Origin of the sequence: Bacillus solitudinis (assembly GCF_002797395.1) — a bacterium.
GTDB classification, from domain to species: Bacteria; Bacillota; Bacilli; order Bacillales; family Bacillaceae_D; genus Halalkalibacter_A; species Halalkalibacter_A solitudinis.
This window is the reverse complement of the sequence record NZ_KZ454943.1, coordinates 188,742-210,811: the sequence shown is the minus strand read 5'-3', so window position 1 is coordinate 210,811 and position 22,070 is coordinate 188,742. Positions and strand designations below refer to the sequence as shown.

Below are 22,070 nucleotides of genomic sequence, written 5' to 3'. Positions count from 1 at the left end.
AACCTCCAATGATGACAGCGAGAATTTTGAACTGAACTGCGCACGAAACAAAAGTATTCATAAAGAATTGGAAAGATCGAAAGGTAAGAATGAAATGGTACAGTTGTGTCTTATTAGTTTAATTATGAAGAATAACAAAAAGAACAAATCAATTAAAAGACTTATTAAGTAGTTCTATGTTTGAATACGAATTTCCTTGCGAAAACGACAAAATATTATAATATTTTCCAACGTTGTGAATATTCTATTTATTATTAACGATTTTGGATGTTAATCATATATATCCAAATAAAAGAAAATATACATTGTGGTTGTATACATGAATTTGTATTGGTTGAAGCTATAAAAAAAGGAGGTGGCTATGATGAGGGTTGAAACAATTATTCTTGTGGTGTCCGTGTTCGTTTTCTTTATCTCCACATTCGTGTGGTTTCGTTATCACCGAAAGTATGAGGAGTTAACAGAATTAATAATTACAGACTTTGAACGTAGAGAAGAATTGTTAAACACAATTGCTGCGGGTCTGACCTCTCGTTTTCATAATGAAAAGGAAAATCTTAATAATTATTATGAGTTTGTAGCCGGAATCTTTGAACGACTGTTTGGAGGTAATGTCTATCTTTCATTAATTCAAGAGAAGCAAGAGAGGGTAGAGATGGAACACCAAAGAGAGGGAGAAAAGTATATACTCGCTATAAAACGTTCCGATCAAGAGCTTGGATTCGAACAAATTGCCATGCTACATTCAAGTATGGTTAAACAGAATGCAACAGGCGGTTATATTATAACGACTGAGGGATTTAGTGACGAAGCCAGGTCCTATGCAATAGGGCTTAACATTCAAATGATTGACGGGATTAACTTAGTTGAAATGTGGTTAGAAACCTTGCAAAGTCAGAATGGTTATCCAACAATTACCGAGCCGCTAAGAACATAGAAGCGGTAATAATTATAAAAATATTATTTTGTTAATTATTTATGATATCCTGCTTCTGAAAATCGAGTATAATAAAGAGGTTCATGTATAGGAGGAATTTAAATGACGGATACATCAAAAAAGAAAATAAGCTTGCAAGAAGCTATAAAACAACAGCTTGAACGGAAAAAAGCACAGTCGTCTTCAGACCAGTCAAACAGAAATATGAATCAATCAACAAAAAAATTGTCAACTCAATCAAACAAAAAAATTAACAATCAACGTCGAAGAACAGGCGTTTAAGAAGGTGGGGGATAAATCCTCGCCTTTTTTTTGTGGTTGATTTATATACTATACTACCCATTTATAATCGGTAACCTTATATTTATTTCTGTCCGATCCTTAGTAGACAAGAGTCAGCTAGCTATAATTGTTAATGATTTTCATAGTTTAGAAGAGTGAGTTTGGATATGTCTATTAACTTTCATTTAGAATGAGAACTTATGAACCTATTTTACTATTTTTACCTTGTTTGGTTTTCTTTAAAGAAGGGAACTTAAAACTGTAATCTAATTGTAATGTGGGGAGGAGAAGTTATATGGAAGAGAAAAAGGCTACAAGGAGTGGGAAAAAACATAGGAGAAAAAGACTTCTCCTAAAAGTATTTATCGTATTATCATTATTTTTCATTGTTGCTGGTTTAGTAACTAGCTTTCAGATATATAGCATGGTTCAAAGTGCACCTGAGATTAATGATAATACCTTTGATTTTGTGAAATCTTCAACGGTCTTTGATCAGAATGATGAACCGATGGTCTCTTTAGATAACGGAGAACACCGTAAACCTATCAAGGTTGAAAATATTCCTAAACATGTACAAGATGCGTTTATTGCAATCGAGGATCTGCGCTTTCATGAGCATTCAGGTCTTGACTTTAGGAGAATTGGTGGAGCGGTTCTTTCAAATATAACAGATGGATTTGGTTCAGAAGGTGGGAGTACAATTACACAACAAGTAGTCAAAAATTCTCTGCTAACTTCTGAGAAAACAATTGAGAGAAAAGTACAGGAAGCCTATTTAGCTCTTGAATTAGAGAAAGAATATACCAAAGATGAAATCCTTGAACTTTATTTTAATAAAATTTACTTTGGTAACGGGGCTTATGGTATTTTGACTGCGGCTAATACCTATTTTGGAAAAAGTATAGAGGAATTAACAACTGAAGAAGCAGCCCTCCTTGCTGGTCTACCTCAACGACCCTCAGGTTATGACCCCTATCAGAATCCTGAACTAGCTGAGGAACGGCGCAATACCGTATTATTTGCTATGAATGCTCATGGTTTTCTGACAGAGGAAGAATATACAAAAGCCAAAAGTGTTCCGATAGAGGACATGATAAAAGAAAAAAGTAGAAAAGAAGAAATTTCGGATGCCTTTATGGATCAAGTCTTTAAAGAACTTAAGAATATTGAAGGATTAGATTCTTCAACAATTTATAATGGAGGTTTAAAGATTTATACGACCTATGATAAGGAAGCACAAGAGCATGTCGAAAAGGTATTAAACTCAGATGAATTCATCTCGTATCCAGACGACCGCTTTCAAGCAGGGGTGGTACTTCTTGATAATCGAACAGGTGAAATCAAAGCAATAGGTGGAGGACGTAATCAGGACCCAGGAAAAAATCGTTCAAACTATGCTACCAATATCGAACGTTCGCCAGGTTCGACGATTAAACCTATCCTTAGTTACGGTCCTGCCATTGAATATTTAAAATGGTCGACGTATCAACAAATTGAAGACGAAGAAATTACTTATACAGGTTCGGAACAAATAATACAAAACTATGATGATAATTATCATGGAATTGTTTCAATGCGTGAAGCCTTAAAGCAGTCATGGAATATTCCGGCCGTAAAAACATTTAAGGAAGTAGGAAGTAAACGCGCCGGAGAGTTTGCAGCTAATGTAGGGTTACCATTTGAAGAACCTATTTATGAATCTTATGCTCTGGGTTCCTTCAAGAAAGGGATTTCTCCATTAGAGCTTGCTGGTGCATATTCCGCATTTGGCAATGAAGGAACGTTTAATAAGCCTCATGCAGTTAAAAAAGTAGTATTTCCAAATGGAAAAGAGATTAATCTGCAGTCTGATCCAGTTGTGGCAATGAGTGATTATACGTCATATATGGTGACAGATATGTTACAAACAGTAGTTGAAGAAGGAACGGGTAGAAATGCTCGGATTGAAGGAGTAACAGTAGCAGGGAAAACAGGTACAACAAATTTTAATGAAGAAACAAAACAAAAATATAACATTTCAGAAGGTGTCCCAGATGTATGGTTTGCAGGATACACCTCCAACTATACGGCAGCTGTTTGGACCGGATATCCGAGCACAAGTGAGAAAAACTATATAAAAACAAGAGAAGATAGACAAATTGCTCAACATATTTTCAGAGAAGTGATGACGAAAATCGCTCAAGAAGACATCGCTGATTTTAAAAAGCCAAGATCTGTTGAAGAAATCACTATTAATACAAAAACAGGGGAAAGAACAACGAAACGTTCAAATAATGCCAACATTGTAACAGAGTTATTTGTTCGAGGAACAGCAATTGAAGATGCATATAGTCTTGTAGAAGAAGAATGGGAGAAGAAGCAATCAAAGTCAAATTATCAACCAAAACAAACAAACCCAAATCAAAATGTAAGAACAGAAGAAAACGCTACTCCGAATTCTAGTGAAGAAAATTTTCCTGAAAATGATGAAGCTGAAATAGAAAAACCGGAAGAAGAGCGTGAGGCAAAGGATAAAGAAGAATTGAAAGAAAAAGAGAATAACAACCAAGAAGAACCAACAGAAGATCCTCAAGAGGGAACAACTGAACCAGAACCGGAAGAAGAAAATGCAGAGCAGGAACAACCTAAGGAGGAAGAACCACAGGAAGAACAAAATTCCAGTGAAGATACTACTGATACGGACTCAACAAATAATGATGCGGAAGGCAGAAATGAAGAGGAGGAAGAAAGTCAGGAACAAGATTCCAATTCAAGTAGTACGGAGGAAGAAAGTCAGGAACAAGATTCCAATTCAAGTAGTACGGAGGAAGAAAGTCAGGAACAAAAATCAAATTCAAGTAGTACAGAGGAAGACAATGATGGAAGTGAAGAAGAACAAGACAAAAGTGAAGAAGAGAGTTAATTGAATGTTAAGATTGTAAGAGGTGCCCTTAAGAGTTGAGGCACCTCTTTTAGTGCCTACGGCTGGGGAGCTTCAAATTGTAAATGCGTGAACCTTTTATTTATATTTGATTATTTCATAAGACTCCTTTAAAATATCATTAAACGTAATTATTACGATTTATGAAAATGATAAAAATTTCACAAGGGGGAGTCTTAATTGATTGAATGGACAATTATTGGAGGTGGGATTCAGGGATGCACACTTGCAAATTATTTAATAAAGTCAAAGCTTACTACTATTTCTAATCTTGCCATAATAGATCCACACCCTGAGCCGCTATATACTTGGAAAAGATGTACAAACAAAATCAACATGCCATTTTTGCGTTCACCATCCATTCATCATCTTGATATTGATCCATTTTCACTTGAAAAATTCGCAAAGTCGGAAAGTGGAAAGTTAGATTCTCAGTTTTATGGGCCATATAATCGGCCATCACTTAAGCTTTTTAATAAGCATTGCACTTCACTTTTTCATGATATCCAATTAGTGAACAGTTGGATTCAAGGTCGGGTTGAACAGTTAGAGAGGAGGAAACAACTTTGGCATATTAAATTAGCTGATGGAAAACAAATTGATAGTAAGAATGTTGTTTTAGCGATGGGATTAAGTGAGCACCCATCTTGTCCTTCATGGGCCAAAGAATTACAAATACAGGGGGGGAATATTAACCATATTTATGATGACAGAACCCCTGCAGACAGTAATCCTGCAAGAGATATGTTAATAATAGGTGGGGGGATTAGTGCCATACATACTGCACTAAAATGGAGTGAACGACTTCCAGGAAGGGTGAAGTTGCTCAAAAGACATCCATTTCGTGTCCACCAATTTGATTCTGATCCAGGATGGCTTGGGCCAAAACATATGAATTCATATACAAAGGTAACAAGTCTTAGTAAAAGAAGACAAATCATTACTAATGCGAGGTACCGTGGTTCTATCCCTAGAGAATTAAAAATGAAGGTTTTAAGAGAAGAAAAAGAAGGGCGACTAGAGATCATAATTGATGAAGTTTCCGAAGCATCTTATGTTAATGGTGAGATGAAATTAAATTTGAAAAATACTTCAATTATAACAAATCAAGTTTTACTAGCAACAGGTTTTCATTCGTCCCCACCAGGAATCTCTTGGTTAAACTCGACAATCGAGAGAGAAAATTTACAGTGCGCAGAATGCGGTTATCCAATCGTTTCTGAAAACTCTTTAGAATGGGGAGAGAATCTTTATGTTATTGGGGCGCTTGCCGAACTAGTTATTGGACCTGTTTCACGCAATATTTCAGGGGCTCGTAGAGGAGCTGAAAAGATTGTCAAACTATAATTATTAAATCGAAATGTTTTCGTTTTATTCCTTTTAAACTTTATCGATTAATCACAAAAGACTCAAGAAGGGATAGAAAATGCTAAAAGATATATATCGGATGTCGTTATGGACCATGCGAAATACATTCGAAATTATGGAAAACTAGAGTGGTATTTAATCCGAATGAAGATGCTCCTCAATTTGTGGAATCATTAATGTCTGGAAATAGGCTAAAAGACAAGGTTATCCATACATCTAATGGAGAATGCTTTGAATCAACAGAAGGGACGGTAAAGGGAGTTGAAAAAAAATGAAGAAATAGTAAAAAGAGTGGCAAAAAAATTATAAAAATTTTTCAAAAGTAAAAGGCTTCTAAGGTGCCATCTTAAAAGCCTTTTGGCTAATTAATCCGTTTAAGCTTCTATATATTCCGGAAGAGGATCAGTAAATGTGGTCCAATCTAATTCCATCTCACTATCCGTTAGCAAGCATTTATTAAGCGAGCCCGTTATTAGTTCATGATCCATATCAATCCCAATTAAAACTAGCTCTGTCATTCTATCACCGAATTCTGGATCCCATTTTTCTAAAAGCTCTGGTTCCTCAAGTAGTGTTTGTTGTTTTTCTGCTTCTGAGTATGCTGCAACCCATTCTCCAGCTCCTTGAATTGTTACAGTCGATCCTGATTGCGAAATTAAACCGGCCACCTGATTACGTGAGGCAATCCAAATGAAGCCTTTTGCTCGGACTACATCAACAGGCCAATTCTCCATCCATGTCATAAGTCGTTCTGGGTGAAATGGTTTCTTACGGCGGTAAACAAATGAAGAGATACCATATTCTTCTGTTTCTGGTGTGTGTTCGTCATTTAACTCTTTAATCCAACCAGCAGATTGACTGACCTTTTCGAAGTCGAATTTCCCTGTATTTAAAATAGTAGACAAGTCCACCATTGAAAAAGAAGTGGGGATTATATCAGCATCTGTATTTAACTTCCTTATAAAACCGAAAATTTCATTCCTATCAATTTCTGCTAACATTTCAATTTTATTAAGGACAATCACATCGGCGAATTCAATCTGGTCAACTAGAAGGTCTGAAATTTCACGGGTATCCGATTCATCTGTACCTTCTTTACGATCATGTAGGGATTCTCCTGATGCATAGTCCTCCCAAAAACTATTTGCATCAACAACCGTCACCATTGTATCGAGCCTACATTTTTTTGTTAAATCAATCCCAACTTCTTCATCACTATACGTAAAAGTTTGCGCGACAGGGACAGGCTCGCTAATTCCAGAAGATTCAATAAGGATATAATCAATATTTCCGGCATCAATAATTCGTTCAACCTCCTGCATTAAATCTTCACGCAGAGTACAGCAAATACAACCGTTTTGAAGCTCAACTAATTTTTCCTCTGTTCTAGAAAAACCACTATTTTTTACAAGAGTTGCATCAATGTTGACTTCGCTCATGTCATTTACAATTACAGCAACTTTTAATCCTTCACGATTGGTTAAGACGTGGTTTAATAAAGTAGTTTTGCCAGTTCCTAAATAACCACTTAGTACAGTAACAGGTACTTTTTTCATCAATAAATTCTCCTTATTATCTAGTAAGTCGAATGCTATCATTCATCCCACTTGGTTTTAAATAGTAATGATTACGATTTAAATTCTACCGTTCTTTACGCTATTTGTAAAGAAAAGTTTCTAAACAGAACCTTACAAGGGGAAATATCTTAATTTTTCAGTACTCTTTTGTAAAAAAATTATTTAAAAAAACAAAGAATTTAATAAATAAGAATAAATACGATTTACAATCTATAAAATAAAGGAGAACACTATTGGAGGTCAAAATTATGCCGAAAACACCTGTAATTGTATTGAGTGGATTTTTAGGAAGTGGAAAAACCACATTATTAGAGCGTCTACTAAGAGAATGTGTAGATAGAAACCTTACATCTGCTGTTTTAATGAATGAAATTGGGAAAACGGATACTGATGGAAAAACCCTCTTAGGTAAAAGTCCACTGATCGAAACATTATTAGATGGATGCATTTGTTGTAATAAAAAAAGTGAAGTGGTTCAATGTATGGAAAAGCTACTTGCTTTAAAACCTGATGTAATCTTTCTTGAATTGACTGGCGTAGCTAACCCAGAAGAAGTAGCGGATTCTTTAACGGAGCCGCAGCTAATCAAGCACTTATATTTAGAAAAAGTTATTACATTAATTGATGCAGAACATATTCTCTCCTATAATAGTGTGTTTGAATCTGATCGTGAACTTGTGAGAACGACGAGAAGCCAAATAGGGTTTGCTGACTTACTAATCGTGAATAAGACTGATTTAGTAACGGATTCAAAAAAACAAAAAATAAATAAGCTATTAATAAAACAAAATCCAGCGTCTAAGGTTATGTTTTCAACCTTTAGCAACATTGAATTAAATTCTTTATTCAGTCAATTAAAAACTCCTCAGGTAAAGGTTAAAGTAAGAATAAAAAGTACGAAGCAAGCTGAACAACATCATCTCGCACACACCCATCAATCATACTCCAAAATTAAAAGCATTACATTACCACTTTCCTCTAAAGTAGATAAGTTAAAAATTGAAACGTTTTTAAAAAAATGGAATACCAATCTTTTGCGAGCAAAAGGTTATTTATATCTAGAAGAAGGTACATATCTAATGCAATATGTTATGAACCGAGTAAGTTGGGAACGTACGACCTACAACGGTGACCATTACTTAGTCCTAATCGGGATGGATTTAAATGAGGATGAAATTAGAAAGGGGTGGGAACGCATCGTTCAGAAAACAAGTCTATTATAAAGAATAGAGAACAAAGGAGCTTTTGAAACGGCTGCTTTGTTTTTTTGTAAAAAAATAAATCGTAATAATTATTATTTATATTCATGAAGATTTCTTGTCCGCATATAAATAAAAAAACAAAAGGTGGAGGATTGTTAAAATTTATGCGTATCAACAAAAATTTCACAGAAATTGTGGGCTTTCTTCTTCTTGGAATGGCAGTCCTAGTCATTTTATTAAACGATCGCTTTATAATACACGGTCTAATATTCCCAGAATTATTGTTAACCTTTAATATGATATTTCTTAGTATTTTAATTGAAGCTATTCCTTTTGTCTTAATAGGTGTTTCTATCGCTGGTATCATTCAAGTATTTGTCACAGAACAACATCTAAAGAAGCTAATTCCTAAGAATAAATTTTTAGCTATTCTGACAAGTTGCTTAATAGGAGCTTTATTCCCAGCTTGTGAATGTGGGATTGTCCCAATCGTTCGTCGTTTAATCGCCAAAGGAGTTCCTCTTTTTGCTGGAGTAGGTTTTCTTCTTACAGGTCCACTAATTAATCCAATTGTTGTTTTCTCAACTTACATGGCTTTTGGTGAAAATCTTAGAATGGCTATGTTAAGAATGGGTTTAGGACTAGCAATAGCTATCATCATTACAAGTTTCATATGTATTCTTTTTAAGAACAATCAATTAAAAAGAAGTAGAGGGATCTTAAGTGAAAGTTTACCTGTTCATAAGCAACCAATTGCAAAACGTTTAAAAGCCATGTTTGAACATGCAATTGATGAGTTTTTTGATATGGGTAAGTTTTTAATTATGGGTGCGATTTTAGCAGCATTTGTTCAAACCTTTATTTCGACCAAGTCGATTCTTGGTTTAGGAGAGGGAATCCTTGCTTCTACACTTGTTATGATGGGGCTTGCCTATTTCCTATCATTGTGTTCAGAGGCTGATGCATTTATTGCAGCTTCATTCCGTCACCTTTTTCCGCAAACCTCGCTACTCGGATTCTTAATTTATGGTCCTATGCTAGATTTAAAGAATACGTTTATGATGATGGCTGTATTTAATATTCGCTTCGTGATTGTTCTTATGATAATCATCACAGGTACTGTACTTGAAATTTTGCTTTTCGTTCACCCATGGATATAAAAGGAGGGAGAAGAGATTATATATATACAAGTACGACAGATCGTGAAGGCACTCGTTTTGCTACTGTTTGCTGTATTTATTTTCATTTTGCATGAAACGGGGGAGATTACACGGTTTATAAACCCTAAGTATCTTTTTTTCAGTCAAATAGCTTCTGTTATCTTTCTATTATTATTTTTTATCCAAGTACCTCGTATTTTTGCATCTTCTGCGTATGATCATAGTGAGTGTGGTCCTTGGGGATGTAGTCATGAAGATGAAGAAGAAGGGGGGATGGTAAAAATTATATTAGCTTATGGTTTAATTAGTCTGCCCCTTCTGACAGGTTTTCTTCTTCCATATAAAGATTTCGGCGCAGAAGAAGCGCTTAAGCGAGGAATTAGTTATTCAACTCTTGATCATGGTCACTTAGAAGATCATGATGAAGTCCTTAATCATCAAATAAATAAAACAGTACAAGAAATGTTAAAGCAACCTGTACTCGAATTCGATAATGAGAATTTTGCTAGATTTATTGGGGCAGTTACTACCCACCCTGAAAATTTTCTAGGAAAGCAGGTTGTAGTAGAAGGATTCATTCTAAATGATGATTCTCTTTCTAATAAACTGACTGTTATTACGAGATTTCTTGTCACTCATTGTGTTGCAGATGCTCATGCTGTGGGACTTGTTATTGAGAAAGGAGACACTTTGGGGATTAAAGAGAATACATGGGTTCGTGTAAAGGGAGAATTGAGTATTAAAAAGACTGATAACATTCTGCTTCCTACTATTAAAATTAGCAGTTGGAAAGAAATTCAATCGCCTATGGATCCATATGTATATCCCTAACCCATAGTGTATGTTCAAAGGCATCGTATGGACCGCCGCTAAACGCCCGCTATGTTCATAAACCTTGGTGTAAAAGGAAAAAATAACCATTTCACCAAGCTTTAATAAGCAATTCCATTTTCATATTTAATTTCTAAACAGTCATTGAGCATCATTTCAATCTCTTCTAGCTTCATTTTAGAACCGATGAACAGAAGCTCAGTTAATACATTAATTGATTTTGCAGAGCACATATTAGTAGCGTCAACTTGTATGGAGGACCCCACTTGAGAAAGGGAATAAAGTTCTTGAGAAAAGGGGATGTAGCATCTTCCTTTCATGCGAAAAACCTCACTGGGAAGTTCAGTTAAAAAATTTTCTAAACGACTAAAAACAACTGGCAAAAAGCTCTGATATACATAGGTTTCAATACCATAATGTCCGATGACTTTCATGTTACTTCTCGAGGTGAAAAGTTTGAGTTGATCATCATAGAGGGATGAGTCTGCTTTCATACTAAAAGCAGACTTCTTATTTTCGTTTATCCAATTCATCTCGTTTATCCCACTTATTAATGCTTTAGGTTGTAAGTATTGAATAAATACCATTATTTCACCTAATCGTTCATGTGAAAGCTGGTCTTTATTCGACAGGTAAATGGTCTCAGACAACTCTAATTGATTGATAAGTATTTCGCCAAGCGTAAACTGTAACGTAAGCTTAGAATCCAATTCCCGTATATGGGAGCGAAAGTTGTAGAGATGCTATTGAAGACTGTACCAGCGAATCAACTTGCCGTTAGTGTTCGTAATCCAGAGAAAGCGCAAGGGTTACAGGATCGTGGAGTAGAAGTTCGTCAGGGAGATTTTGATCGCCCAGAAACATTAGATTCGGCTTTTGCAAATATTAATCGTTTATTAATTATTTCTGCGGATGGGGACAACGAAACAAGAATCCGACAGCACAAGGATGCTGTAGCTGCGGCTGAGCGTGCTCAAGTAAAATTCATTGCTTATACTAGTATAGGGAACGCAACTGAAAGCACGATGTTCCTTGCCCCACCACACCGTGCTACGGAAGAAGCGATCTTAAAAACTGGTACTTGGAGAACGAAATTGCGAGCATTCAAGCGGTTTTAGCCGGAGCCCCTTGGGTGACATCTGCTGGAACTGGCAAAGTAGGTTGGGCATTGCAACAAGACTATGCGGAAGCGGCAGCAACGGTACTGGTAGGGAACGGACACGAAAATACGGTCTATGAGCTTTCTGGTCAGTTGACGACTCAAAAGGAACTAGCAGCTGCTCTTGGGACTGTATTGGGTAAAGAAATACCTGTGAAACAAGTTGATGATGCGACTTATACTGACATCATGAAAGGTGCTGGTATACCAGATTTTGTCATTCCGATTCTCGAGGGTATTCAGCAAGGCATTCGGGAAGGTTCACTCGAGATTGAAAGCGACGATTTCGAAAAACTGCTAGGTCGTCCAACAACCTCAATCTACGAAGCTCTGAGCCATATTGTTAGTGAACTCTCCAAAACCGAGAATTAATTTACGTAAGATAGGTGGTTTTTCAGCATCCTAAAAGAGATGCATCCAACCTAAGAATTATAGTTTGTGCAAGATGGGAAGTAGCATAAAGTTTATAACAGGACCAACATTGGTTCTGTTATTTAATTTTTGTTGTTGAAATGATGGTTTCAATCCTCTTATATCCTACATAGGTAAAAAATGGAGTCCCTTTGAAACCCCTCTAATAAAATGTTCTTATAAAAGGAATTATTAGCTTATTTATCGAAAGGGTACTTACTACAAAGAATTTACGAATGACCTGCATAGTCAATTGAATGTTCATAGAATGTTCACTTACGAGGAAATGTTGATATAGCTATAATAATCAAAGTTTTAAAAATAAAGGGATGAAGAACAACAACTAAAAATAGAGGTGTCTGATGACAAAAAAATTAAAGATTGACCTTCCAAAAATCACATCAGATTTAGAGAAAGGAAATTTTGAAGAAATTTATTATGAAGAAGATCCTCACTTAATGAACTGTATCGTAATTGGCTCACAAATTGATAACGAGACAATAGATAAAGCAATCTTTTCCAAAGTCATCTTTAAAAATGTAACATTTATCAATGCATCTTTTCTTTCCATTGATATGACCGATGTAATTTTTGAAAATTGCAATCTATCAAACGCTCGATTGTGTGAAGGTCTTGTGCATAGAGTCGTTTTTAAGGACTGCAAACTTATGGGCTTAGATTTTTCAAATGCCAGTCTTGGAAATGTTTCTTTTGAGAATTGTGATACGAATTTAAGTAACTTTACGGAAGGACGCTTAAAACAAGTAAATTTTGATAATTCGTCTTTACGAAGTGCTAACTTTTACGATTGTAAATTTACCAAGGTGAATTTTTATCGGTGTGATATTACTGATATTGATTTTATAGAAACAAGTCTCAAAGGTATCGATATTAGTACATCTACCTTCGAACAACTTAATGTATCTTTGGAAAGTTTAAACGGTTGTATAGTTTCTCCTGATCAAGCAATTGGATTTTCTAAATTGTTAGGATTAAAGGTTACAGATTAATATTCCCCTAGTGAGGACTGCCCAATATCATTTATTATTCTGAAAGCATGAAAAATATCACAAGTAAAAGGGAATGGGTAGACGCCAATGTAATATGCGTTCGCAATATTGCTTAAGGGGTGTATGCCATAAGGTCAAAAAAAGACCTTATGACATCCCTTTACTCTATTTGTGATATCAAATCCGAAACGAGAACATATCTTTGTGGGGCTGGTCCAATGAAACCGAATGGATAACAGGTTGTGACTGTTAATGTGCTTTGGGGTTTGGGAACAATCACCGTCCGGTCATCTTTATCAACAATTCTTACTTTCCTTACTTTGTATAAAAATTCCCCAGCATCAGTAGAAACGATAAGTGTATCGTTCACCCCCACTTCCCGTAGATCCCGAAAAACTGTATCTCTATGCCCAGATAAGATGGAATTATTGTTTTCACCTGGCAAAACGCTCCCGGCATAATGGCCTACACCTTTTTTTAAAACGTCTTCCGTGGTACCCTCAAAAATGGGGAGAGAGCGATTCAGCTTAGGTATCGTTAATTCTCCTATTAATTCCCCATTTGCGGGAAGGTTTTCGTACAACGTCTCTTCCGCGGAAAGTGATCCTTTAGAGACTCCTACAATTGAAGGATCCTCTTTTTGCTGTTGGAAGTCGTTCACTTCAATTATAGCTTTACTTTCCGCAGAAATCCCTTTATTGAATCCATAAATATTAACGAAAACAACGGTAACACCAAGGATGATTAACCCAAGGGAAACGCTCTTTTTCCACATAAGTTAATTAACCTTAGCTGTTTTTCTAGAGAAGAGATAGAATATAAACCCTACAAAAATAAGGAAACTCCCTAACAACATATTAAACCCATAAGGAGTTGCGGTATCTGGTAACTTCATCTCGTGCAATTCATTAGTAAGCTCTCCAGCCAAATCTCCTACATTTATCAGTTCGCTTCCAGCACTAAATAGGAAATCAGACGTCAGCATTTCGTTTGAAAGCTGCATGTCTAAAATGAAATTACCTTGAAGGTCATGAAGTTCAATTAGAACGTCGCTTCCGTTAAGGGCTTCAAGATTTGTTAAGTCACCATAGTTAATCTGAGTCTTTGTTCCATTAACAAGGTAAAAATTAGCCTTCAGGTGATAAGCAGCCAGCATATCTTCCCAGATACTAAATAGTTCCTGTTGTTGTTCATCAGGTAGTTGATTAGGATCTTCAACGGTCATAAACGGTTCTAAACGAGTTAATATTTGATTCATTTCAGATTCCAATTCCGTTTCATCTATTGACAGAAGGTGAGTGAATAGATGTTCAATCTCTTCATCTGTTAACCCAATATTCGCAAGGAGGTCTTCAATTTCTTCCATGTCTCCCTCATGGTTTAAATAAAAATCTAGAGACATATCTAAATCCTCAATAAAGTGATACTCCTCAATACCTTCTCCGAATTCTGCTAACAATGCTTCTAATTCTTCATAAGTTAGGCCATGCGTTTGAAGCAACTCAGCTAGATTTTCTTCAGTAATTGGCGTTCCTAACATCCATTTTAGTTCCTCGGTTGTTTCAAACTCATCTAATGTTAGCTCATAATAAGCTAAATACTCATGTAATTCTTCCATTGTCCAGTTCATTTCCGAAAGCAGTTGATCGACTTCTTCTTGCGGAGGTGCCGCAAGCGCATTAAAAGTCATTGTGGCAAACAAACATGAGGTACATAACAAAACCATTAAAGTATTTCTCATTTTTTAATACCTCCCAAATTATATAATCGAAGGTATTATCTGTTAAGGATTAGTAATTTATGCAATTACTTCACCTAGGCAATGTTGGGGATTTTAGAATAAAACAATTCCAATCCTCTAAGAAGCTGGAATTGCTTCTTTTATTGAAGTAAAGGAAGGTTACTTCAAAAAGGGTATGTTATTTTATGGTAAAATATATTCTAGAGGAGGACACTACTATTAATAGAAAACCAACAATTTTTGTTTTGGGGCATAGACCATTTAGATAACCTTAAATAATGGAGATATGTTTATGCCTTATGAGGAAGGTCTTCACTTACTTAATCAGTTTTTAAAAGAAAGTAGGTGTAGGAAAGAGATTAGTAACTGAAATATTAAAAGTTGTAAAGAGATTGGGTTTTAAAGAATTGTATTTAAGGACGGAAAATACTTCAGATTACTATCGAAATAAAGGATGGAGTTTTGTTGAAACGATTTTAGGTGACAATGAGGAAAAGATAGATATTTTCAAGTTTATCTCTGACAAAAACGAATCTAAACAATAAGGACGGGTTAATTAGGTATAAGAAGGAGGCACTATCATTGAAAACTATCATAAGGATGTACAAACATCTAAATTGGGCTAATCAGCGCATGCTTGAAATCTTGCAAACGCTTGAATGTGACAACCAACAGGCTAGACGTTTATTTTCCCATATCCTTTATTCAGAACAAGTATGGTTAAGCAGGTTACAAGGAATAGACAGTTCCCACCTACCAATTTGGGGAGAGATTGAAATTACAGCTTGTGAAGCACTTGTCAAACAAAATGAACAAAGCTTCACAATATTTTTGTCTTCTATAATAGATTCCGATCTAGATAATTTGATAACGTACAGAAACAGTGAAGGTAAGGAGTTTCGGAGTTCACTAAGAGATATATTAACTCATCTCGTTCTTCATGGACAGTACCACCGAGGACAAATTATGTCACGACTCCGTGCAGATGGTATTGACCCCATTAACATAGACTTTATTACTTTTGTAAGGTAGTTGATAAACGTTTAACTATGCTTTTTAAATTGAAATTATTTTGGGAACAGGCTTGAGTAATGTTCCTGATTGTACACCACAGACATTGGAATATTATGGTTAGTAAAGTTCTCATAAGACTAAAGATATGCCATAGAATTACTATAGTAGCGTTAAAATTGGCCTGAAATAAAGGGGAGGTTTTTTGGACATAAAAGAGATTAAGTTATTAACAAACTGTCTTTTGGAACAGAAAGAGTTTTATACTTTCAAGCTAGGTTTAACTGTTGTGAAAGAAACTAAAAAATCTTTTACTGTAGCTGTTGGTCTATCAAAGCTAACATTTAGTTTCTCAGACAATGTAGAGAAACCTTATTATCATTTCGCTCTTGGCATTTCAAAAGATAAATATAAGGAAGCAAAGGATTGGTTTAAACAGCGTGTAACTTTTAATAAGGTAAATGGGAAAGATGAATTCTTTAGCAAACTATGGAATTCTCAATCCTTATATTTTTATGATCCTGCCGGGAATATTGTTGGATTTATCGCACGGCCCATAAGGAATAGTCCATCAATATTACATAAAAAAGATTTTTGCAATAAAGATATTCTGAATATTAGCGAAATTGGGTTGCCTGTATATAATGTTCCAGAAATGAAAGATTTCATAATCCACTCTTTCAACTTTGAATCATACAGAGAAGGTAACGAAACATTTATGCCTTTGGGTAATGAAGAAGGTTTATTTATTTTATCTAAAATAGATCGAGTTTGGTTGGGAATCAAATAATTATCATGGGAATATCCTATACATGGGAGTTTATCGAAAACCTTAACTCCTGATCTACGGATTGGCTGGGTGGTTGGACCAGAATCTGTTATTGAACGATTAGCGGATTTAAAAATGCAATCAGATTACGGTTCGAGTTCTTTGTCTCAGCATGTTGCAGCAGAATGGTTCTCAAGTGGGTTATAAGAGTAACACCTTTCGTTCATAAGACAACAACTTATAATTCGAAGACATGTGATGTTAGAAGCATTAGAAGAGCATTTGCGTCATTATGTTATATGGGCAGGGACAAATGGTGGTTTTTTTATTTGAGTGAAAATAAAATCTGAATATAGAATTCATCATCTACTACAAAAAGCAATGGGCAAAAGGAGTTCTTCTTAATCCTGGGAGCATCTATGCTGAAAAGTCAGGTCAATTTATTCGATTGCCTTACGCATTCGCTTCATTAGAAGAAATTAAGGAAGGGATCATTCGATTGAAGAGAATTTTCGAAGAAAAATAATATAATCACTCCTAGGTTACGTTCACTGTTATAACTCAGTTATTTTGCCCAGAACTTATTCTTCAGAAAAAGACGGGTTATTTCTACAAACTATTTTACTGACATGTAAGTTTAGTAGAGGGGATTAGGAATAAATGGTAAAATAGGAAGAGGTTATTTAATTGACTATTGGAGGAATGTGTTTTGAAGTCGATAAAAGTTTATCAATATAACGCGTTTAGTAAAGAACCAAATAAGGGAAATCCAGCTGGAGTAGTCTTAAATGGAGATGAACTAAAAGATAAAGAAATGCAAGAAATAGCCTTTAAAGTGGGGTTTAATGAGACAGCTTTTCCAGTGAAATCAGAAGTAGCAGACCTTAGAATCCGTTTTTTTACACCCGGTCACGAAATGAACTTATGCGGTCATGCAACTATGGCCACCGTATATGCGCTAAAAACAAAAGGATTATTGGGAGATAAAACCGATTTTACCATTGAAACAAATGCAGGAATTTTACCGATTAAAATTAATTCAACTTCTGTAAGTGAACTATTTATAACAATGAAACAAGCTCCCCCTCAATTTCAGGAATTTCAAGGGTCAAAAAAAGACTTAGCAAATTCAATTGGATTAAAAGAAACGGATATTTATGATGAATTACCAATACTATATGGAAGTACAGGGACGTGGACACTATTAGTCCCGATTAAACGGCTTGATGCTTTTAAAAGAATGAAACCTAATAATAAGGCATTTCCCGCTATCTTGAAAGAAATGCCCAAATCATCTATTCATCCTTTTTGTTTGGAAACTTATGAGACTGAGAGTGATATGCATGCTCGTCACTTCTCTTCACCGTATTCGGGTACTATTGAGGACGCAGTGACGGGAACTGCTTCAGGAGTAATGGGTGCTTTTTACGCTAAATACATAAAAAAAAACAATTTTAATGAACCTATAAATCTTATAGTTGAGCAAGGTCATGAAATTGAAAAAGAAGGGCGGGTTATGGTACAGATTTCAAAAAAAAGTGAATTTTATGATGTTGAAATTACCGGAAATGCGGTTCATGTAAAAGATTTTGAGGTTTTATTAGGGGATGCATAAAGTTATTTAGCTAAAGGATTTCATAAAGTGGATTGTTCAACTGGTTTATCTTCTCTTGAACTCTATAAATCTGCTACGGTAAAGAACTTACTCCTGCCCAGAGATTAGGAATTAGTAATAGATGTAGTTAGTCTTACTGAACACCCTCAATTAACTGATCATTTCCAAAATGAATAGGGCATTAATTGGTGAGATAAACGCTTCTTTATATAAAAAGGTATTTTTTCGTATTTCGTCAAACAGGAGAATAAACATAGAGCTTCACTTATGGAGGTGATATTAAGTGAAAAGAATACATCACTTTAGTTTGTCTTTCATCATTTTATGCTTACTATTAGTTGCATGTACTTCAGATGGAATAGAAAAAGCAACTATCCCTGAAGCTTTAGAAAAAGTAATGATATACGAGATGGAAAGTTTTTCGGAGGTTAAAGAAGATTCAGCCTTTGAACTATCCACTTCAAAAGAGATTAAAGCTTTTCAAGAAGCGTTTAGTAGCGCGGTAAAGCAATCGGGAATAGTTAATATGGTGGACCCACAGTACAAAGTTGAATTAGGTAAAGAAATCTATTTTCTTTGGCTGAATGAAGGATCGGGTACAATCATGAATACAAAGGATACTCATACTATTTACACTCTCTCACCAGAGTCGGCTAAACAAATTTATGATTTATTAATGGTGAAGATTAGATTGGTTGAGTCTCTTATTCAGTAATTCACAAAGATATTCAAAAAAGTGTAGTGAAGCAATTAGAAAAGTAGGGATGACTGTTTTAAGAGAGACAAGAAACGCTTTCTGGGGAGGAATAAGCGCTTATTTTTCAGACCCGAAAAACAATCTTTGGGAGGTTGCTTGGAACCCAGACTCTGTCTTCGATGAACGATGAGGAGGTTATAAAATGAAGCTTATTTGTTTGATTCTTAGTCTTATTGTTGCACTAACATTTTCTTTTACCCCTGTACATGCGACAAAGCAATTTAACGATGTGAGTAGTGATTTTTGGGCTAAGGAAGAAATTGAATTTTTAGCGGTTAAATCGATTATAGATGGTTACGCTGATGGCTCCTTTAAACCAAGTAATAATGTTACGAGGGCACAAACAGCGATTATGATTGCAGGCGCATTAGAATTAGAGTTAGAAAACCGTCCTAATCCTAATTTTAGTGACATTTCAGAAGGGTTTTATGCGTATGATGTGGTGGCAGCAGTAGCAGATGAAGGAATTATCTTAGGTAGAGATGGACGATTTATGCCAAACGAACCTTTAACTAGAGGTCAGATGGCTGCAATTCTTGTTAGAGCTTTTGGTTTGAATAAGAATCCACTTCCGGAAGTCTATATTCCATTTGTAGATGTTTCCGTGGAAAACACTTTCCACAATAATATTCAAGTTATTGCAAAAATGGGCATCACAAACGCTAGTTATTCAGATGCTACACAAAGGTACAATCCGAATAATGAAACTAGTAGAGCTCAATTTTCTGTGTTTCTTGCTAGAGTCCTAGTCGATACATTCATAGGTGGAAATGAGAAACTTAATAGTCTGGAACTGCTGTAGACGGAGATGAAGATCTAAATCTAAATCTAGATGAGTCCTAGTATAACCACGGGGGCTCTTTATCTGGTTGGATACGCTTAAGTTGGTCTAGTTATTTTTAGGAAATGGAGTTTCTATTGATTTAGAGTGGAGGATACTTGAAACAGTAATGGAACTTTAGAAAAAAAGAATAGGTTTCCGGAGTTGATTAAACAATGTTTAATATTAGAAAAGCTACACTAGTGGACATACCATCGATAGCGAAAGTTCACGTTGATAGTTGGCGAACAACGTATAGAGGTATAGTGAGTTCTGATTTTATTGAAAACTTAACATATGAATGGTCAGAGAAACATCAACTAATTGTATTCTCTAATAAAGATATGTTTATCTATGTGGTTGAGGATAAAGAAGGAAATATAGTTGGTTTTGCATCTGGGGGACCGGAACGGAATAACAATTCATTATTCAAGGGTGAGTTGCACGCTATTTATCTTTTAACTGAGTACCAAGGATTGGGCTTAGGTAGAAAGCTGGTTACCTCTGTAGCAAATCAGTTGAGAGTGAATGGTTTTAATTCATTGCTTGTCCTTGTACTTGAAAACAATACTTCTGCTAGAGAATTTTATAAATCCCTTGGAGGCAAAGAAGTAGGGAAAGGGGGATTAGAATTAAAAGGGCGTATGTATAAAGATATTGCTTATGGGTGGACGGAGACAACACCATTAATTTAAATTTTTCTTCAGCTAAAGGGATTATCCTAACGTTAAATACGGGAGGAACTTCTAGAATTCAATAGAGCAGAGCTTGTATTTGTAAGGCGAAAATAAATCCGAATCCGTCCGTGAAAACGAGCGGATTCTTTTTTAATCTACTCATTTAAACTTTATGCAATAACTTGACCCGATCAATGATAAGTTTGGTAACTATAGCCATCACGACAAGACTGATAAACGACCAATTTGCATTCCAGGCTTTTTCTAGGTAGATGTCTACTGTTTTCATGAGAGGTAAAGCTATATAAGATACGAAACCCGAAAAAATTACTAAGGAAATTAAGAAGGATTTCCACTTTTCGTACCTTTGATAGATGATGCTTAATCCAATTGGGATAATGAAAAGATTAGCAGGTAACATTGTAGGAATGATAGGTTCCAATTGCATTCGATAATCGTACCAATCCATAGCCGTGGCAACATCGTCTAAGTTTTTATTGATGATGTATATGATTCCGAGATAGGCTATGGTTGGAAGGAACTTTTCTTTCTTAACAAAGATAAAAAATAAAACTAACATCACGATACACGCACCGAATAGCATCCACCATTGCCATGTGAATAATGTATAGTTTGTCCATATCTCCCATCTCAAGTCTGTTAACTGATTGGAGATTTTATCGATTTCCTTGCCTAATTTCTCCATGAACACACCTCCTCAATTATAGTTATTTTCCTCAAAGTAAATGAAAGTTATGCAGATTTGAATTAATGAGTATTGATAAAAGGAATAAAATCTTTGTTATTCAATAAGGGTAGCTTAAATGGCACGAAATGTTTCTAGTTTATTGAGAAACAAGCGATGGAACGTCAGTAATTAATATGTGTTAAAATTACAAAAAAAACCAATTGGAGGGGAGAGTATGTTTGTTCATAAAATTGATGAAGGCTTATCTTTAAAGCTATTAGAGTTAAGAGATGGGGAAAAGCTATTTGAATTAACAAATAACTCAAGACGCTATCTACGTGAATGGCTTCCTTGGTTAGATACTATACAAAAAAGCTTGAAGATACAAAAGAGTTTATCAAAATGTCTTTAAAAGATTTCACCGAAAATAGAGGCTTAAATGCATGATTTTATTTGAAGGAAAAATCGTTGGAGTAGCAGGCTATAATAGGATAAATTGGTCAAACAAAACAGCCTATATTGGTTATTGGCTTGGAGAGGAATTTCAAAGAAATGGAATTATGACTAAGGTAGTTAAGTCTTTGACTGATTATGCTTTTGATGAGTTAAAGCTAAATAAAGTTGAGATTAGGACTGCGGTGGGGAATAAGAAAAGTAGAAGTATTTCCGAAAGATTGAACTTTATTAATGAAGGAAGTATTAGGCAAGCAGAATGGCTATATGACCATTATGTAGACCACGTTGTTTATGGGATTTTGGCAGATGAATGGAAGTAAGCCTTAGAGGGCATTGCTCTGAGCGGTCTTGTAACAAACTACAGGAAAGCTTTTCTATTTATTTTTCTAAGGAAAAGGGAGTGGGATAAAGGTTCTTAAAACTATGAGGGATTTAGCGTACATTTTACGGGTGAGGTCATTGGGGGTTCATTAAAACTTGAAGAAGATGAAACTTCAGACAGTAAGTGGATTAAGGTAAATGACCTTGTGGAATTTAATAGTGAAGAGCTCCGGGAACCAAGGGTGCTAAAGCAAATAGTAGATAACTTATTAAAAGAGAATGTACATTCAATTAGCATTTATAATGAAAATTAATCATTCGACGGGTGCGCTACTTTTACAAAATCATCGCTCTTGTT

19 protein-coding genes and 2 pseudogenes are annotated in these 22,070 nt (G+C 35.3%); 16 read left to right on the top strand and 5 right to left on the bottom strand.

Going from position 1 to position 22,070, the window contains the following annotated elements; genetic code table 11:
• Positions 1–361: 361 nt before the first annotated feature.
• The 4 genes from CEF19_RS01070 to CEF19_RS01055 all read left to right on the top strand — a co-directional run bounded on the left by CEF19_RS01070 (position 362) and on the right by CEF19_RS01055 (position 5,486).
• A complete protein-coding gene (locus CEF19_RS01070) occupies positions 362–937 on the top strand; it encodes a restriction endonuclease (protein ID WP_100404365.1) in 576 nt (191 codons plus the stop codon).
• A 102-nt stretch (positions 938–1,039) separates the two neighbouring features.
• The gene (locus CEF19_RS01065) at positions 1,040–1,219 is read left to right on the top strand and encodes a hypothetical protein (protein ID WP_100404364.1); all 180 of its coding nucleotides are present in this window, start codon (positions 1,040–1,042) and stop codon (positions 1,217–1,219) included.
• Between the two features lie 295 nt (positions 1,220–1,514).
• A complete protein-coding gene (locus tag CEF19_RS01060) occupies positions 1,515–4,121 on the top strand; it encodes a transglycosylase domain-containing protein (RefSeq protein ID WP_100404363.1) in 2,607 nt (868 codons plus the stop codon).
• Between the two features lie 198 nt (positions 4,122–4,319).
• A complete protein-coding gene (locus CEF19_RS01055; RefSeq protein ID WP_100404362.1) occupies positions 4,320–5,486 on the top strand; it encodes an FAD/NAD(P)-binding protein in 1,167 nt (388 codons plus the stop codon).
• A 395-nt stretch (positions 5,487–5,881) separates the two neighbouring features.
• Here CEF19_RS01055 and CEF19_RS01050 read toward each other — a convergent pair whose 3' ends face one another.
• Complete coding sequence (locus CEF19_RS01050) at positions 5,882–7,063, bottom strand: GTP-binding protein (protein ID WP_100404361.1); 1,182 nt, start codon at positions 7,061–7,063, stop codon at positions 5,882–5,884.
• 269 nt (positions 7,064–7,332) lie between these two features.
• Here CEF19_RS01050 and CEF19_RS01045 point away from each other — a divergent pair, with 269 nt between their 5' ends.
• The 3 genes from CEF19_RS01045 (at position 7,333) to CEF19_RS01035 (ending at position 10,277) form a co-directional block, all read left to right on the top strand.
• Positions 7,333–8,307 carry a CobW family GTP-binding protein gene (locus tag CEF19_RS01045; protein ID WP_100404360.1) on the top strand — a complete coding sequence of 325 codons (975 nt, stop codon included), beginning with the start codon at positions 7,333–7,335 and terminating at the stop codon, positions 8,305–8,307.
• A gap of 143 nt (positions 8,308–8,450) precedes the next feature.
• Positions 8,451–9,446: a permease gene (locus CEF19_RS01040; RefSeq protein WP_100404359.1), complete on the top strand. Its 996-nt coding sequence runs from the start codon at positions 8,451–8,453 to the stop codon at positions 9,444–9,446.
• A gap of 42 nt (positions 9,447–9,488) precedes the next feature.
• Positions 9,489–10,277 (top strand): TIGR03943 family putative permease subunit, encoded by a 789-nt coding sequence (locus CEF19_RS01035; protein ID WP_157800856.1) that lies wholly within the window; start codon positions 9,489–9,491, stop codon positions 10,275–10,277.
• Positions 10,278–10,378: 101 nt separating this feature from the next.
• Here CEF19_RS01035 and CEF19_RS01030 read toward each other — a convergent pair whose 3' ends face one another.
• Positions 10,379–10,987 carry a GTP-binding protein gene (locus CEF19_RS01030; protein WP_157800855.1) on the bottom strand — a complete coding sequence of 203 codons (609 nt, stop codon included), beginning with the start codon at positions 10,985–10,987 and terminating at the stop codon, positions 10,379–10,381.
• A gap of 9 nt (positions 10,988–10,996) precedes the next feature.
• Between CEF19_RS01030 and CEF19_RS01025 the strand changes: the two are divergent.
• Together CEF19_RS01025 and CEF19_RS01020 are read left to right on the top strand one after the other, a co-directional pair.
• Positions 10,997–11,808: pseudogene (locus tag CEF19_RS01025) on the top strand (NmrA family NAD(P)-binding protein).
• A 401-nt stretch (positions 11,809–12,209) separates the two neighbouring features.
• Complete coding sequence (locus CEF19_RS01020) at positions 12,210–12,857, top strand: pentapeptide repeat-containing protein (protein WP_100404356.1); 648 nt, start codon at positions 12,210–12,212, stop codon at positions 12,855–12,857.
• Between the two features lie 160 nt (positions 12,858–13,017).
• On the opposite strand, the gene CEF19_RS01015 is transcribed toward CEF19_RS01020, so the two are convergent.
• Complete coding sequence (locus CEF19_RS01015) at positions 13,018–13,632, bottom strand: class D sortase (RefSeq protein ID WP_100404355.1); 615 nt, start codon at positions 13,630–13,632, stop codon at positions 13,018–13,020.
• A 3-nt stretch (positions 13,633–13,635) separates the two neighbouring features.
• Positions 13,636–14,598, bottom strand: coding sequence for a processed acidic surface protein (locus tag CEF19_RS01010; RefSeq protein ID WP_100404354.1), 963 nt, complete (start codon positions 14,596–14,598; stop codon positions 13,636–13,638).
• A gap of 582 nt (positions 14,599–15,180) precedes the next feature.
• Here CEF19_RS01010 and CEF19_RS01005 point away from each other — a divergent pair.
• From CEF19_RS01005 to CEF19_RS00975, 6 genes are all read left to right on the top strand, one after another.
• On the top strand, positions 15,181–15,630 hold the full coding sequence (locus CEF19_RS01005; RefSeq protein ID WP_100404353.1) for a DinB family protein: 450 nt from the start codon (positions 15,181–15,183) through the stop codon (positions 15,628–15,630).
• Positions 15,631–15,814: 184 nt separating this feature from the next.
• Entirely contained in the window at positions 15,815–16,399 is a 585-nt protein-coding gene (locus CEF19_RS01000; RefSeq protein WP_100404352.1) for a VOC family protein, read from the top strand.
• 688 nt (positions 16,400–17,087) lie between these two features.
• Positions 17,088–17,993 carry a PhzF family phenazine biosynthesis protein gene (locus tag CEF19_RS00995; protein WP_100404351.1) on the top strand — a complete coding sequence of 302 codons (906 nt, stop codon included), beginning with the start codon at positions 17,088–17,090 and terminating at the stop codon, positions 17,991–17,993.
• Positions 17,994–18,276: 283 nt separating this feature from the next.
• On the top strand, positions 18,277–18,708 hold the full coding sequence (locus CEF19_RS00990) for a YhfM domain-containing protein (protein ID WP_100404350.1): 432 nt from the start codon (positions 18,277–18,279) through the stop codon (positions 18,706–18,708).
• Positions 18,709–18,892: 184 nt separating this feature from the next.
• On the top strand, positions 18,893–19,552 hold the full coding sequence (locus tag CEF19_RS00980) for an S-layer homology domain-containing protein (RefSeq protein ID WP_100404349.1): 660 nt from the start codon (positions 18,893–18,895) through the stop codon (positions 19,550–19,552).
• Positions 19,553–19,746: 194 nt separating this feature from the next.
• Entirely contained in the window at positions 19,747–20,265 is a 519-nt protein-coding gene (locus CEF19_RS00975) for a GNAT family N-acetyltransferase (protein ID WP_100404348.1), read from the top strand.
• A gap of 145 nt (positions 20,266–20,410) precedes the next feature.
• On the opposite strand, the gene CEF19_RS00970 is transcribed toward CEF19_RS00975, so the two are convergent.
• The gene (locus tag CEF19_RS00970) at positions 20,411–20,953 is read right to left on the bottom strand and encodes a CBO0543 family protein (protein ID WP_100404347.1); all 543 of its coding nucleotides are present in this window, start codon (positions 20,951–20,953) and stop codon (positions 20,411–20,413) included.
• A 217-nt stretch (positions 20,954–21,170) separates the two neighbouring features.
• On the opposite strand from CEF19_RS00970, the pseudogene CEF19_RS00965 reads away from it, so the two are divergent.
• Positions 21,171–21,711, top strand: a pseudogene (locus CEF19_RS00965) (GNAT family N-acetyltransferase).
• Positions 21,712–22,070 lie beyond the last annotated feature (359 nt).

What these genes read in the sequence shown, in the direction of transcription:
- CEF19_RS00975 (WP_100404348.1), top strand. Translation starts at nt 19,747, where the DNA reads ATGTTTAATATTAGAAAAGCTACACTAGTGGACATACCATCGATAGCG.
- CEF19_RS01015 (WP_100404355.1), bottom strand. Translation starts at nt 13,632, where the DNA reads ATGTGGAAAAAGAGCGTTTCCCTTGGGTTAATCATCCTTGGTGTTACC.
- CEF19_RS01045 (WP_100404360.1), top strand. Translation starts at nt 7,333, where the DNA reads ATGCCGAAAACACCTGTAATTGTATTGAGTGGATTTTTAGGAAGTGGA.
- CEF19_RS01065 (WP_100404364.1), top strand. Translation starts at nt 1,040, where the DNA reads ATGACGGATACATCAAAAAAGAAAATAAGCTTGCAAGAAGCTATAAAA.
- CEF19_RS01050 (WP_100404361.1), bottom strand. Translation starts at nt 7,063, where the DNA reads ATGAAAAAAGTACCTGTTACTGTACTAAGTGGTTATTTAGGAACTGGC.
- CEF19_RS01060 (WP_100404363.1), top strand. Translation starts at nt 1,515, where the DNA reads ATGGAAGAGAAAAAGGCTACAAGGAGTGGGAAAAAACATAGGAGAAAA.
- CEF19_RS00970 (WP_100404347.1), bottom strand. Translation starts at nt 20,953, where the DNA reads ATGGAGAAATTAGGCAAGGAAATCGATAAAATCTCCAATCAGTTAACA.
- CEF19_RS01070 (WP_100404365.1), top strand. Translation starts at nt 362, where the DNA reads ATGATGAGGGTTGAAACAATTATTCTTGTGGTGTCCGTGTTCGTTTTC.
- CEF19_RS01010 (WP_100404354.1), bottom strand. Translation starts at nt 14,598, where the DNA reads ATGAGAAATACTTTAATGGTTTTGTTATGTACCTCATGTTTGTTTGCC.
- CEF19_RS00980 (WP_100404349.1), top strand. Translation starts at nt 18,893, where the DNA reads ATGAAGCTTATTTGTTTGATTCTTAGTCTTATTGTTGCACTAACATTT.
- CEF19_RS01040 (WP_100404359.1), top strand. Translation starts at nt 8,451, where the DNA reads ATGCGTATCAACAAAAATTTCACAGAAATTGTGGGCTTTCTTCTTCTT.
- CEF19_RS01020 (WP_100404356.1), top strand. Translation starts at nt 12,210, where the DNA reads ATGACAAAAAAATTAAAGATTGACCTTCCAAAAATCACATCAGATTTA.